This is a genomic window from Sphingobium sp. LB126 (genome assembly GCF_002795205.1).
GTDB classification, from domain to species: Bacteria; Pseudomonadota; Alphaproteobacteria; order Sphingomonadales; family Sphingomonadaceae; genus Sphingobium; species Sphingobium chungbukense.
In genome coordinates, this window is the sequence record NZ_NETV01000001.1 from 822,042 (window position 1) to 835,806 (window position 13,765).

A 13,765-nucleotide genomic window follows, 5' to 3' on the forward strand; every position below is an offset into this window, starting at 1 on the left:
CGACCGCAGATACAGGCAGCGCGACAGGAACCGCGCTTCTCCTGCTTGGTGCGTATGGAGGCTGCATGTCAATTCGCTCCGTGCCAACCGTGCCCGGAGCCCCACCGGAACAGCTCGCCGGAAGTGATAGACGCCCCCACGCCTGACAGTATTCGGGATGCCTCCCATGCCCCCAAAGCCCCAACTTTGTAGCAGGGTTCTGTAGCAAACGCCCCACCACGGTTCCGGCGTCGTCCGAAAAGGCAGCTTTGGCAGTATGTTGGGAAAAACTTGGCTGGGGCGGCAGGATTCGAACCTGCGAATGGCGGCATCAAAAGCCGCTGCCTTACCGCTTGGCGACGCCCCAGCAGAGTGCCGGCGTCGCCGGCGCGGACCGCCATATAACGGCTCCCGCGCGAAAGGAAAGCCTAGTCATTATTTTCCTTAGGCGCCAATATGCCGATCCGTCCGCCACTCATATTGGAACAAGCCGGCATGCCCGTTCAAAGCTCTCCACCGGCCGCTTCACCTTCGCAGATCGCGCCCGCTTCGCCGCTCTTCCTGCGCGAGGATGAAATTCGCCGGGGGATAGAGATGCTCTATTTCGGCTATTCGGCGCTCACCCGGTCGATCGACGAAGGGCTGGTCGCGCAGGGGCTGGGGCGTGCCCATCACCGCGCGCTCTATTTCATTTCGCGCCAGCCCGACCTCACCGTCAAGGATCTGCTGCGACTGCTGTCCATCACCAAGCAGTCGCTGGGCCGGGTCCTCAACGACCTGATCGAGCAGGGCTATATCGAGACCCGGCAGGGCGCGAACGACCGGCGCCAGAAATTGCTGCGGCTGAGCCCCGCCGGTATCGCGCTGGAGGCCGATCTGTTCCGCGCGCTGCGGGAAAAGATGGCGGCCGCCTATGCGCAGGCGGGACAAGGGTCCGTCACCGGCTTCTGGCGGGTGCTGGAAGGGCTGATCCCGGATCAGGACCGGTCGATGGTCTTCGGATTACGCGGCCGCTGACACCCCCGGCGCAACCTTATCGGCTGTGCAACGGTTATTACGGCTCCGTTGACGGCGATGAGGATGAACCATGCGCAAATCATTTCTGGCTGCCCTGTCGGTGCTGACCGTGCTGGGCGTGTCTGCCTGTTCGGAAAAGGCCACGGAAAATCTGGAGAATGCCGGCTCCGCGATCGGCAATGACATGAGCAATGCCGTCGACCAGGCGGGCGACCGGATCGACAATGGCCTCGACCATGCGGGCAATGCGATCGACGAGGGCACGGACCGGATGGGCACCACGATGGACAATGCATCCCGTGATGCCGAACGCACGGCGCGCGATGCCAAACACGACATGGGCGCCGCCATGGAACGCGCGGGCAACGACATGAAGAAGGACTGACCGGGCGCCGCCGCCTCTTTCCGGAAGAGGCGGCGCTTGACCTTGGCATCCAACGGTCGCACCAGCTTGCGTCATGCACGGTGCGGCTTCTTCGACTCCCTCCCCTTCCCGGCTGATGATCGGCCGGCCCGAACTGGCGCTGATCGGCATCACCTTTCTGTGGGGCGGCACCTTCCTGATCGTGCATCAGGCGATGCGGCACAGCGGCCCCTTCTTCTTCGTCGGCCTCAGGTTCGGGACGGCCGCGCTGATGGCCTTGCCCCTTGCCCTGCCGGTGCTGCGCGGGGTGACGCGGCGCGAATGGCTGGCGGGCGGCATGATCGGCCTCGGCATCTTCGCGGGCTATTCGCTTCAGACCTGGGGGCTAAGGACCATTCCCAGCAGCACTTCCGCCTTCATTACCGCCGCCTATGTCCCGCTGGTGCCGATATTCCAGTGGCTGATCCTGCGTCGGCCGCCCCGGCTGGCAAGCTGGGCGGGCGTGGCCCTTGCCTTCATCGGCCTGCTGCTGATCGCGGCGCCCAGGGAAGGCCTGTCGCTCGGCCGGGGCGAGGCGTTGACGCTGATCAGCACGCTCGCCATCGCGCTGGAGATCATCTTCATCAGCCTGTGGGCGGGCCGGGTGAATGTCGCGCGGGTGACGTTGATCCAGCTCATGGTGACCTCGATCCTGGCCTTTTCCAGCATGATACCGGCGGGCGAAACCGTGCCGCCCTTTTCCTGGACGGTCGTGCTGTCGGCCTGCGGCCTGGGGCTGATGACCGCGCTCATTCAACTGGTGATGAACTGGGCGCAGCAAAGCGTCTCCGCGACGCGCGCCACGCTGATCTATGCGGGCGAGCCGGTCTGGGCGGGGATCATCGGCTGGATAGCGGGCGACCGCCTTCCCGCGATCGCCCTGCTGGGCGGCATATTGGTGGTCGCCGCCGTGATCGTCAGCGAAATCCGGTTCGGGAAGACCGATAACAAGGTTCCATGAGCATGACCCATGGCACCTCGGCAAAGCCCGCGCAGCGCCTGAGTATTTCAAGCTGCTGACGCGTCAGCATCACGGCACCTTGGTAGAGCGCCTGAAAACCGGGGCACGTTTTTCGAAGAAGGCCGAAAAGGCCTCCTGCGCTTCGGCGGACTTGAGCGCTTCCCGGAAGAGTTGCCCTTCTTCCTCTATCCGCTGGTTCAGCGTTGCCGGATCGCCCTTCATCAGACGTCGCGTGGCGGCCAGCGCCTGGGGCGGCTTGGTCATCAGCACGGCCGCCTTCTGCCGCGCATGGTCGAGCAGGTTCTCGGCGGGAACGATCGCCGTGACGAAGCCCCCGCGATCCGCGGTTTGCGCGTCCATGGGTTCGCCCAGCAGCAGCATCGCGGCCGCCTTGGCATAGCCGAGCGTCGCCGGCGCGAGCAGGCTGGACGCCGCCTCCGGCACGATCCCCAGATTGACGAAGGGCATGATGAAGCGCGCATCCGGCGTTGCATAGACAAGGTCGCAATGGAACAGCATGGTCGTGCCGATGCCGACGGCCAGCCCCTGAACGGCAGCGATCATCGGCTTGTCGAAGGCAGCCAGCGCACGAATGAAGTCGAACGCCGCCGCGCCGCCTTCGGGGCCTGCCATGAAGTCCTTGATGTCGTTGCCCGCGCAAAAGGCGTCGCCCCTGCCCGCGAAGAGAACAGCGCCGATCTCGGGACGCGCCGACGCATCGGCGAGCGTCGCCGTCATCATGCGGTACATGACGGCGGTCAGCGCGTTCTTCTTGTCCGGCCGGTCGATATGGATTTCGATGACACCGGCATTCTCGACAATCGCGACATCTTCGCTCACGGTCGGTCTCTCCCTTGCTGTACTCCGCGCGTGTTGGCGGATCGGCGGCGGCGCGTCTATCCTTTTCCCGTCATCCTGCCTAAAGGCGATGGCATGAACCGGCTGCGCGACCTTCTCGATCCCTTCTTGCTATTGCTGATCTGCACCGTCGCGCTGGCCTCCGTCCTGCCCGCGCGTGGAGAAGGCGCGCGGATTGCCGGAGCGGCCGCCGATGCGGGGATCGTGCTGCTCTTCTTCCTGCACGGCGCGAAACTGTCGCGCGAGGCGATCTGGAACGGAGCCAGGGCGTGGAAACTCCATCTGGCGGCGCTGACGACGACCTTTGCCATCTTCCCGCTGATCGGCCTGGCCACGCAGCAGGTGACGGCGATCTCGCCCGCGATGCGCGCAGGCCTGCTGTTCCTGACCCTGCTGCCGTCCACCGTGCAATCGTCCATCGCCTTTACCGCCATTGCACGCGGCAATGTCGCGGCAGCGGTGGTCAGCGCGTCCTTTTCCAACCTGCTGGGCATCGTACTCACCCCGCTGCTGGTGGCGCTGCTGATGGAGAGGAGCGGGACCGCCAGCCTGATCTCCCTCTCCTCGATCGAGAATATCGTGCTGCAACTGCTGCTGCCCTTCATCGTCGGGCATATGGCGCGGCCATTGATCGGCGGCTTCGTCGCGCGGCACAGGACCCTGGTCGGCCGGGTCGACCGGGGATCGATCCTGCTGGTGGTCTATACCGCCTTCAGCGCGGCGGTGGTCGAGGGGCTTTGGCACAAGGTATCGCGGGGCGAATTGCTGCTGCTGGCGCTCCTGTGCATCGCGATGCTGGGCGCGGTGCTGCTCTTCACGCTGATCCTGGGGCGCCTGATGGGCCTTGCGCGGGAGGATGCGATCGTGCTGCAATTCTGCGGCTCCAAGAAGAGCCTGGCATCGGGCGTGCCGATCGCCGGCGTGCTGTTCCCGGCCAGCGCGGTCGGGCCGATCCTGCTGCCGGTCATGCTGTTCCACCAGATCCAGCTCATGGCCTGCGCCGTCCTGGCACGCCATTATGGCGCGGCGGCGGAAACCGGCCCCCGGCTGGCGGCGGGCTGACGCCATGGACCAACCGAAATTGACGCCCGTGACGATGGAGACCTTTCTCCATCAGATCGATACACTGGTCGGGGCGATCGGGACTTCGGGATGGCAGGCGGACTATCTGGTCGGCATCGGGCGGGGCGGCCTCGTCCCCGCAACCTATCTCAGCCATGCGATGGACATCCCGATGCTGTCGGTCGATCTCTCGGCGAAACTGCCCGATTTTGGCGAGACGCTGCTGGCCAGGCTCCAGGCGCGAGGAGCGGCGGGCGAGCAGTTGCTGTTCGTCGACGACATCAACGACAGCGGAGGGACCATCAATCTGGTGCGGCGTGCCATGGCGGGGGTGGTTTCGATCCGTTTTGCCGTGCTGATGGACAATATCCGCTCCGACGCGCGGGTGGACTATCGCGCCGAAACCATCGACCGGACCGTGACCAAGGACTGGTACGTCTTCCCCTGGGAAGCGGTGGCCAGGCGGGAAAGCATCCTGGCCGACTGGAGCCATGTGCCCGGACGGACACGGTAATCGGTTCGGCATGCGGCACCTGGCGGAAAATCTGCGTGCCATCCTTATTGTCGCGCGCGGGATTGTCGCGCACGGGCCTTTGTTATACGGTCGTACAAATTTTCTGCGTGGGCGGGGCGCGCGATAATGGGCGAAAACGGGCAACGGCATGATCCTGGGATGGGACCGCAGACGGACGGCGGCGGCCGGCTTGTGGAAACAAGCACCCATCGATCCGTCCGGTCCGTGCATTTCCCGCCGCCCATACCGCATTTGGGGGATGAGCCGCAGCGGCTTTGGACCTATCCGAAGCTGTGCCCCTATACCGCTTCGACATATATCTCCTCCCAGGCGGCATTCACGCGATCGCCGCTCCGCCGGCGCGCGAGGCTCCCTGTGCGATCGCTGAAAGGCGACGGAAGATGAAGGACGCGCGCTCCCTCCATCGACGCACATCCCGACAGGCCCGGCTGCGCGGGCAACCGGCGGCGGGATGGAGCCGCGCCGCATGACCAAACGCTATGACGCGGTCATCATCGGTGGCGGTCATAACGGCCTGGTCTGCGCCTTCTATCTGGCGCGGGCGGGCTACAAGGTCCGCATCCTGGAGCGGCGCGCGGTCGTCGGCGGCGCCGCCGTGACCGAGGAATTCCATCCCGGCTTCCGCAATTCGGTGGCCAGCTATACCGTCAGCCTGCTCCATCCCAAGGTGATCCGCGACATGCGGCTGGCCGATCACGGCTATCGCGTGATCGAGCGGCCGATCAGCAATTTCCTGCCCCAGCCTGACGGGCGCTATCTGAAGCTGGGCGGCGGGATCGAACGGACGCAGGCGGAATTCGCGAAGTTCAGCGCGAAGGACGCCGCCGCCCTCCCCGCTTATTATGACGCGCTGGAGATCGTCGCGGAACTGCTGCGCGACATGACGCTGAAGGCACCGCCCAATGCCGGGGACGGACTGGCGATGGTCATGGCCGCGCTCCGGCAGGGTCGCCGCATCGGCATACTGATGCTGGAACAGCAGCGCGATGTGCTGGAACTGTTCACCAAATCGGCCCGCGCCTTCCTGGACGGCTGGTTCGAAAGCGAGGCGGTGAAGGCGGCCTTCGGCTTCGATGCAGTGGTCGGCAACTATGCCTCGCCCGATGCGCAGGGCAGCGCCTATGTGCTGCTGCACCATGTCTTCGGCGAGGTGAACGGGAAGAAGGGCCTCTGGGGCCATAGCGTCGGCGGTATGGGCACGATCACCCAGATCATGGCGCGGGTGGTGCGGGCCCTGGGCGTGGAGATCAGCCTGGAAGCCGCCGTCGCCAGCGTGCTGGTCGACGGGTCCCGGGCCGTCGGCGTCAGGCTGGAGAATGGCGAGGAGGTGATGGCCAAAAGCGTCATCGCCAATGTCGGCCCCAAACTCCTCTATGAGCGGCTGATGCGCCCGAGCGACCTGCCGCAGGATTTCCTGAAACGCATCCGGGGATTCAAGACGGCTTCGGGCACCTTCCGCATGAATGTGGCGCTCTCCGCGCTGCCGGACTTCAGCTGCCTGCCCGGCGTGGGCGAACATCATCAGTCGGGGATCATCATCGCGCCGACGCTGGCCTATATGGACCGCGCCTTCATGGACGCGAAGCGCGAGGGCTGGTCGCGCGAGCCGATCGTCGAGATGCTGATCCCCTCGACCGTGGACGAAAGCCTGGCGCCCGCGGGCGCCCATGTGGCCAGCCTCTTCTGCCAGCAGTTCGCACCGGTCCTGCCCGATGGCCGAAGCTGGGATGACGAGCGCGAGGCGGCGGCGGACCATATCATCGCGACGGTCGACGCCTATGCGCCCGGCTTCGCCCGGTCGGTGATCGCGCGCGACATCCTCTCCCCGCTGGACCTGGAACGCAAGTTCGGGCTGGTCGGCGGCGACATCATGCATGGCAATATGACGCTGGACCAGCTCTGGTCGGCCCGCCCGGTGCTGGGCCATGGCGCCTATCGCGGCCCGGTGAAGGGCCTCTACATGTGCGGCGCGGGCACCCATCCGGGCGGCGGCGTGACCGGCGCGCCGGGCCATAATGCCGCGCGGGAGGTGATGCGGGACGGCGCGCTGCTGGGGCGGTGGCTCGGACGCGCCTGAACCGGTCTTTCGATCTGGCCTTGCCGGCTTGCCCTCTTCCCCACCCTCGCCTAAAGCGTCGGTTCATGCCCGATATCTCCGTTCCATCCGCCCAGCCTGACCTGACCGGCCGGGCGTTGTTTCCGCATCGGCATCTGCTGTCCATCGCCGACCTCAAGCCCTGGGAAATCCGCTTCCTCCTCGATGAGGCGGAACATTGGGCGAGGAGCAACCGGGGCGGCGCGCGCAAGCATGACGACCGGCTGGCGGGCATGACCCAGATCAACGCCTTTTTCGAGAACAGCACGCGCACGCTGCTATCCTTCGAGATCGCAGGCAAGCGGCTGGGCGCGGACGTGGTCAACATGGCGGCGGCCACGTCCAGCGTGAAGAAGGGCGAGACGCTGATCGACACCGCCATGACGCTCAACGCCATGGCCGCCGATGTCATCGTCATCCGCCATGCAAGCTCGGGCGCGGTGGCACTGATCGCGGACAAGGTCGACTGTCCGGTACTGAACGCGGGCGATGGCTGGCACCAGCATCCGACGCAGGCCTTGCTGGACGCGCTGACCATAAGGCGGCGCAAGGGCGGGTTCGAGGGGCTGATCGTGGCGATCTGCGGCGACGTGCTGCACAGCCGGGTGGCGCGCTCCAACATGCTCTGCCTCGCCGCGCTGGGCGCGCAGGTGCGGGCGGTGGCGCCGCCGACGCTGATGCCGCCCGAGGTGGAGATGCTGGGCGCCACACCCTATCATCGCATGGATGAGGGGCTGGACGGCGCCGACGTGGTGATGATGCTGCGGCTCCAGAATGAGCGGATGGATGGGGCCTTCATCCCCTCGGCGCGCGAATATCACATGCTGTACGGGCTGACCCCGGAACGGCTCGCCATCGCCAAGCCCGACGCACTGGTGATGCACCCCGGCCCGATGAACCGCGGCGTCGAGATTTCAAGCGTGGTGGCCGACCATCCCGAACGCTCCGCGATTACGGAGCAGGTGGAAATGGGAGTCGCCATTCGCATGGCCTGCCTGGACGTGCTGACCAGAAGAGCGCGTGGCATGGAGGGATGGGCATGAGCGGACTCGCCATCGTCAACGGCAAGCTGGCCGACCCGGCGGGCAAGGACCTCGCCGCCGGCGTCGTCCTGATCGAGGATGATCGCATCGTCGCCTCGGGCGATGTCGCCATACCCCGGGACGCCGAAACGATCGACGCCGCCGGACTGGTGGTCGCGCCCGGCCTCATCGACCTCGGCGTCTTCGCGACCGACAAGCCCGCCTTCCACTTCGGCGGCATCACCCGCGCCGCGCTGATGCCCGACCAATCCTCCCCGCTGGACGACGCAGGCCTCATCCGCCAGGCCACCCGCGCCGGAAAACCGGATTTCTGGGTCCACCCCATCGCCGCCGCGACGCGGGGCCTCAAGGGCGCCGAACTGGCCGAGATCGGCATGATGCAGGCAGCAGGCGCCAAGGCCGTCGGCACCGGGCGCCAATGGATCGCGGACTCGGGCGTCATGCTGCGGGTGCTCTCCTACGCCTCCGGCCTCGGCCTCACCGTCATCACCCATGCCGAGGATGGCGGCCTCGCGGGCAAGGCCGTCGCGACCAGCGGCGAAACGGCGACGCGCCTTGGCCTGCCGCATGCCCCCGCCTGCGCCGAGGCTATGGCGATCGCGCGCGACATCATGCTCGCCCGCGTGACCGGCGCGGCGATCCACGTCCGGCTGGTGACGACCGGGGCGGGCTTCGACCTGATCCGCGCCGCCAAGGCCGAAGGGTTGAGGGTCACATGCGGCATCAGCCCCGCCTATCTCTTCCTCAACGATCAGGCGGTGACCGATTTCCGCACCTTCGCCCGCCTCTCCCCGCCCCTGCGGTCGGAGGATGACCGCAAGGCGTCGATCGCGGCAGTCACGGACGGCACGGTCGACGTCATCACGTCCAGCCATGACCCGCGGGGCCGGAGGACAAGCGCCTTCCCTTCGCCGACGCGGCCCCCGGCATGGCCGGCGCGGAAACGCTGCTCGCCCTCTCCCTCAATCTGGTGCGGGAGGGGCATGTGTCCCTCAATCGCCTGATGACCCTGCTCAGCACCAATCCGGCGAAGATTCTCGGTGTCGATGCGGGCGGCTTCGCGCCGGGATCGGCGGCCGACCTCATCTTCATCGATCCCGACATGCCGTGGATCGTCGATTCGACGAAAATGGCGGCGCAGGCCGGAAACACGCCGTTCAATCGCGTCCCGGTGCAGGGCCGCGCGCGCCGGATCATGAAGGGCGGCGTTCTCCTCTGATTTCCCCCCTTGCCCTACCCGGCGGCCCACGCTAAAGCGCCCTCCTTCGCTGGCTCCGGCCAGTGCAGGAGTGTAGCTCAGCTGGTAGAGCGTCGGTCTCCAAAACCGAATGCCGGGGGTTCGAGTCCCTCCACTCCTGCCAAGCGAACTGGCCGCGAAGCCTTGTATTCACAGGGTTTCGCGGCTAAGTGCGCTTGAAGAAATATGGGTCGCGAAGCGCGGCCGCACCCCCGGACGCCAGACAGGGCGGGATCGGGAGGGCGGACTGTTGCTTCGCGCTTTGGTGTTTGTTCGAAGGATTTGGTACAGGCGATGGCGAAGGTTTCTCCGGGCGAATTCGTCAATCAGGTGCAGACCGAGGCGAAGAAGATCGTGTGGCCCACCGGCCGCGAAACGATCATGACCGGCGTGATGGTCGTCATCATGACCTCGCTGCTGGGCCTGTTCTTCTTCGGCATCGACACCTTCTTCGGCGCGGTCGTTCAGTGGTTGCTGAGCATCGCGGCGGGGCAGGCCTGACAGGCCGAGTTTTTTTGATTGCCGCGATTTCCCAGTAAATCGCTTGGTTTATTGATTGCCGCGATTTTCAAGTAAATCGCTAAGATCGGGAGTTTGAGACGGTAACATGGCGCGCTGGTACATCATCCACGCCTATTCGGGCTTCGAGAACAAGGTCAAGGAATCGATCCTGTCCGAAGCCGAGCGCATGGGCCTCTCCCAACTGGTCGAGCAGGTGGAAGTCCCCACCGAGACCGTGACCGAGGTGAAGCGCGGCAAGAAGGTGCAGGTCGAACGCAAGTTCATGCCGGGCTACGTCCTCGCCAAGCTGGCGATGAACGACGACATCTACCACCTGGTCAAGAACACGCCCAAGGTGACGGGTTTCCTGGGCAGCTCCGGCAAGCCGCAGGCGATCAGCGAGGCGGACGCCGCCCGCTATTTCGGCGCCCAGAAGGAAGCCGAGGCCGCGCCCAAGCACAAGGTCAGCGTCGATTACGAGATCGGCGACAGCGTCAAGGTGCTGGACGGCCCCTTCGCCAGCTTCAACGGCACGGTCGAAGAACTGGATTTCGAAAAGAACCGGGTCAAGGTGTCCGTGTCGATCTTCGGCCGCGCCACACCGGTCGAACTGGACTTCGAACAGGTCGAACTTTCGAAGTAATTTTCACGTCATCCCAGCGGAAGCTGGGATCTCGTGCCTCAGGCCGTTCCCTTGCGGCCTGAGATCCCAGCTTCCGCTGGGATGACGTTCAGGGGAGCTAGTGCGGGAGGCGGATTTTAAGTCCGCCGTCAATACCGCTAAACTTGAACCGGGCGCGTCTTCGGACACGTCCAGCAACAGAGTGAGTGACAATGGCCAAGAAGATTACGGGCTATATCAAGCTCCAGGTGCCCGCTGGAGCCGCCAACCCCTCGCCGCCGATCGGTCCGGCGCTGGGTCAGCGCGGTGTGAACATCATGGAATTCTGCAAGGCGTTCAACGCCTCGACGGAAAAGATGGAAAAGGGCACCCCGCTGCCGACCATCATCACCGTCTATGCGGACCGTTCGTTCAGCTTCGTCACGAAGCAGCCGCCCGCCACCTACCTGATCAAGAAGGCCGTCAACCTGAAGTCGGGTTCCAAGGAACCCGGCAAGGTCGTCGCCGGCAAGATCACCCGCGCCCAGCTCGCCGAGATCGCCCAGGCCAAGATGGTTGACCTGAACGCGAACGACATCGACGCGGCGACGAAGATCATCGAAGGCTCCGCTCGCGCGATGGGCCTCGAAGTGGTGGAGGGCTAAGACCATGGCAAAGCTGACGAAGAAGGCCAAGGTCCTGGCCGCTGCCGTTGACAAGGACAAGCTGCACGGCGTCGATGAGGCGCTGGGCCTGATCAAGACCCACGCGACCGCCAAGTTCGACGAAAGCGTCGAGATCGCGATCAACCTGGGCGTCGATCCGCGTCACGCCGACCAGATGGTCCGTGGCGTCGTCACCCTGCCCGCCGGCACCGGCAAGGACGTCCGCGTCGCCGTGTTCGCCCGTGGCGACAAGGCTGAAGCCGCGACCGCCGCTGGCGCCGACGTGGTGGGCGCTGAAGACCTGCTGGAATCGATCCAGGCCGGCAATATCGACTTCCAGCGCGTGATCGCCACCCCCGACATGATGGGTCTGGTCGGCCGTCTGGGCAAGGTTCTGGGTCCCAAGGGCCTGATGCCGAACCCGAAGCTGGGCACCGTCACCCCGAACGTCGCCGAAGCCGTGAAGGCCGCCAAGGGCGGCCAGATCGAATTCCGCGTCGAAAAGGCCGGCATCATCCACGCCGGTCTCGGCAAGGCGAGCTTCTCGGCTGCCGACCTGCGCAAGAATTTCGACGCGTTCGTCGACGCGATCGTCAAGGCGAAGCCGTCGGGTTCGAAGGGCAAATATGTCCGCAAGATCGCCCTGTCGTCCTCGATGGGCCCGGGCGTGAAGGTCGACGTCGCGGAAGTCGCTTCGGTCTGACCTGACGGATTAAACTGATAGGGGAGCCTCCTTCCTCCACGCGGGGAAGGAGGCTTTCGCTTTTTATGTTATGCCGTGCTCCTGCGAAGGCAGGAGCCCAGTTCGATGCTCTGAACTGGGCTCCTGCCTTCGCAGGAGCACGGCATTTCCCAACACCGTCGGGGATACCTCAGCAACGGTGTGAACTTCGGGGCGCGTGACCTTGCGCCCCGGCTCCGGCACGCCTCCGGAGAGCGACAGGTCATCATGTATCCGTCGGGAATGGCGGGTCGCTTCACCGATGGAAAATATAATGTCTTTCGAACATCTCCCTACCCTCCTCTCCGACGCGCTGACGCGAAAAGGCTATGAAAGCCTGACCCCCGTCCAGGCCGAAGTCACCCAACCGGACGCCGAAGGGCGCGACCTGATCGTCTCGGCCCAGACCGGATCGGGCAAGACCGTCGCCTTCGGCCTCGCCATGGCGAAGGAATTGCTCGGCGAGGGCAACCGCCTCCCCGCCCCCGGCCTGCCGCTGGCCCTCGCCATCGCACCGACCCGCGAACTGGCGCTGCAAGTCGCCCGTGAACTGGAATGGCTCTATGGCGAAGCCCGCGCCCGCATCGCCACCTGCGTCGGCGGCATGGACGCCGCCAAGGAACGCCGGGCACTTTCCCACGGCGCGCATATCGTCGTCGGCACGCCGGGCCGCCTGCGCGACCATCTGGAACGCGGCGCGCTCGACCTCTCCGGCCTCAGGACCGTGGTGCTGGACGAAGCCGACGAAATGCTCGACATGGGCTTCCGCGAGGATCTGGAAGAAATTCTCGACGGCGCGCCGGAGGAACGGCGCACCCTGCTCTTCTCTGCCACCATGCCCAAACCCATCGTGTCGCTCGCCAAGCGCTATCAGAAGGACGCGCTGCGCATCTCCACGGTCAGCGACGAGCGTGGCCATGGCGACATCAGCTATCAGGCGGTGACGGTCGCCCCCGCCGACATCGAAAACGCCGTGGTCAACCTGCTGCGCTATCATGAGGCGGAAACGGCGATCCTCTTCTGCGCCACCCGCGACAATGTCCGCCACCTCCATGCCAGCCTCACCGAACGCGGCTTCGCGGCGGTGGCGCTGTCGGGCGAGCATAGCCAGAATGAGCGCAACCACGCCCTGCAAGCGCTGCGCGACCGCCGGGCACGGGTCTGTGTCGCCACCGACGTCGCCGCGCGCGGCATTGACCTCCCCAATCTCAGCCTGGTCGTCCATGTCGAACTGCCGCGCGACGCCGAAACCATGCAACATCGATCGGGCCGTACCGGGCGCGCGGGCAAGAAGGGTACGGCCGTGCTGATCGTCCCCTATCCGCGCCGCCGCCGGGTCGAATCCATGCTGCGCGGGGCGAAGATTCCCGTCGAATGGGGCACCCCGCCGAGCAAGGAAGCGATCCAGCAGCAGGACAATGCGCGCCTGCGCGAGAAACTGATGGAGCGCGCCGAACTGGACGAGCAGGACTGGGCATTGGGCGCGGAGCTACTGGAGGCAAAGTCCGCCAAGGAAATCGCCGCGATGCTGGTGAAGAGCGCCCGCTCCGCCCTCCCCGCGCCCGAGGAACTGCTGGACGCCAGTGAGGCGCCGCAACGCCGCGATGGACCGCGTCCCGGCTTCGAGGACACGGTCTGGTTCCGCATGGACATCGGCCGCCGTCAGAACGCCGATCCGCGCTGGATACTCCCGCTGATCTGCCGTCGCGGCCATGTGTCGCGGCAGGACATCGGCGCGATCCGCATCGCCGCCAATGAGACTTTGTTCGAAATCCCCAGCGCCATCGTATCGCGCTTCATCGGATCGGTTAAGCGGACCGGCGAGGCCAACGACGAGGGCGCCGACATCGCCTTCGAACAGGTCGAAGGCACGCCACGCGAAGCCGCCCGCGAAAATCGCCGCGAAGGCCCGCGCGGCAAGGGACGACCCAATGGCGATCGCGGCCCCCGCCCACCCGCGCACAGCCCGCGCCCGTTCAAGGGCGGCCCCAAGCGGGGCGGACCGCGCAAGGCCCGATAATATCAGGAGGGCCGCTCTTCAACGGAGCGGCCCTTCCTCCGAAGCAGAGCATGTTCCGATTGGATTG

The 13,765-nt window shown here is 65.7% G+C and carries 13 protein-coding genes, 2 tRNA genes and 1 pseudogene; 14 read left to right on the forward strand and 2 right to left on the reverse strand.

Translation table 11 applies throughout. The annotated features are described in order from the left end of the window. Positions 1-271 precede the first annotated feature (271 nt). A tRNA-Gln gene (locus tag CAF53_RS03920) sits at positions 272-346 on the reverse strand. Positions 347-474: 128 nt separating this feature from the next. Between CAF53_RS03920 and CAF53_RS03925 the strand changes: the two genes are divergently transcribed. From CAF53_RS03925 to CAF53_RS03935, 3 genes are all read left to right on the forward strand, one after another. Then, positions 475-996: a MarR family transcriptional regulator gene (locus CAF53_RS03925; protein WP_100238681.1), complete on the forward strand. Its 522-nt coding sequence runs from the start codon at positions 475-477 to the stop codon at positions 994-996. A 70-nt stretch (positions 997-1,066) separates the two neighbouring features. Next, positions 1,067-1,381 carry a hypothetical protein gene (locus tag CAF53_RS03930; RefSeq protein WP_100237395.1) on the forward strand — a complete coding sequence of 105 codons (315 nt, stop codon included), beginning with the start codon at positions 1,067-1,069 and terminating at the stop codon, positions 1,379-1,381. A gap of 73 nt (positions 1,382-1,454) precedes the next feature. Next, positions 1,455-2,360 (forward strand): DMT family transporter, encoded by a 906-nt coding sequence (locus tag CAF53_RS03935; RefSeq protein ID WP_100237396.1) that lies wholly within the window; start codon positions 1,455-1,457, stop codon positions 2,358-2,360. 69 nt (positions 2,361-2,429) lie between these two features. Here CAF53_RS03935 and CAF53_RS03940 read toward each other — a convergent pair whose 3' ends face one another. After that, the gene (locus CAF53_RS03940; RefSeq protein ID WP_100237397.1) at positions 2,430-3,200 is read right to left on the reverse strand and encodes an enoyl-CoA hydratase; all 771 of its coding nucleotides are present in this window, start codon (positions 3,198-3,200) and stop codon (positions 2,430-2,432) included. Between the two features lie 93 nt (positions 3,201-3,293). Between CAF53_RS03940 and CAF53_RS03945 the strand changes: the two genes are divergently transcribed. The 11 genes and pseudogenes from CAF53_RS03945 to CAF53_RS03995 all read left to right on the forward strand — a co-directional run bounded on the left by CAF53_RS03945 (position 3,294) and on the right by CAF53_RS03995 (position 13,698). Continuing rightward, entirely contained in the window at positions 3,294-4,280 is a 987-nt protein-coding gene (locus CAF53_RS03945; RefSeq protein ID WP_100238682.1) for a bile acid:sodium symporter family protein, read from the forward strand. A gap of 4 nt (positions 4,281-4,284) precedes the next feature. Beyond that, positions 4,285-4,794: a phosphoribosyltransferase domain-containing protein gene (locus tag CAF53_RS03950; protein WP_100238683.1), complete on the forward strand. Its 510-nt coding sequence runs from the start codon at positions 4,285-4,287 to the stop codon at positions 4,792-4,794. A gap of 487 nt (positions 4,795-5,281) precedes the next feature. Next, positions 5,282-6,892, forward strand: coding sequence for an NAD(P)/FAD-dependent oxidoreductase (locus CAF53_RS03955; protein ID WP_046764923.1), 1,611 nt, complete (start codon positions 5,282-5,284; stop codon positions 6,890-6,892). 65 nt (positions 6,893-6,957) lie between these two features. Beyond that, on the forward strand, positions 6,958-7,953 hold the full coding sequence (locus tag CAF53_RS03960; RefSeq protein WP_100237398.1) for an aspartate carbamoyltransferase catalytic subunit: 996 nt from the start codon (positions 6,958-6,960) through the stop codon (positions 7,951-7,953). Continuing rightward, a pseudogene (locus CAF53_RS03965) lies at positions 7,950-9,172 on the forward strand (amidohydrolase family protein). The gene CAF53_RS03960 and the pseudogene CAF53_RS03965 overlap by 4 nt, the downstream one beginning before the upstream one ends. Before the next feature lie 66 nt (positions 9,173-9,238). Then, positions 9,239-9,314, forward strand: a tRNA-Trp gene (locus CAF53_RS03970). A 170-nt stretch (positions 9,315-9,484) separates the two neighbouring features. After that, entirely contained in the window at positions 9,485-9,691 is a 207-nt protein-coding gene (gene secE / locus CAF53_RS03975) for a preprotein translocase subunit SecE (protein ID WP_046764693.1), read from the forward strand. A 106-nt stretch (positions 9,692-9,797) separates the two neighbouring features. Continuing rightward, on the forward strand, positions 9,798-10,334 hold the full coding sequence (nusG, locus tag CAF53_RS03980; protein WP_037451561.1) for a transcription termination/antitermination protein NusG: 537 nt from the start codon (positions 9,798-9,800) through the stop codon (positions 10,332-10,334). 191 nt (positions 10,335-10,525) lie between these two features. After that, positions 10,526-10,957 (forward strand): 50S ribosomal protein L11, encoded by a 432-nt coding sequence (gene rplK, locus CAF53_RS03985; protein WP_007709087.1) that lies wholly within the window; start codon positions 10,526-10,528, stop codon positions 10,955-10,957. A 4-nt stretch (positions 10,958-10,961) separates the two neighbouring features. Further along, on the forward strand, positions 10,962-11,660 hold the full coding sequence (gene rplA, locus CAF53_RS03990; RefSeq protein WP_046764694.1) for a 50S ribosomal protein L1: 699 nt from the start codon (positions 10,962-10,964) through the stop codon (positions 11,658-11,660). Between the two features lie 292 nt (positions 11,661-11,952). Further along, a complete protein-coding gene (locus CAF53_RS03995) occupies positions 11,953-13,698 on the forward strand; it encodes a DEAD/DEAH box helicase (RefSeq protein ID WP_046764695.1) in 1,746 nt (581 codons plus the stop codon). Positions 13,699-13,765: the final 67 nt, after the last annotated feature.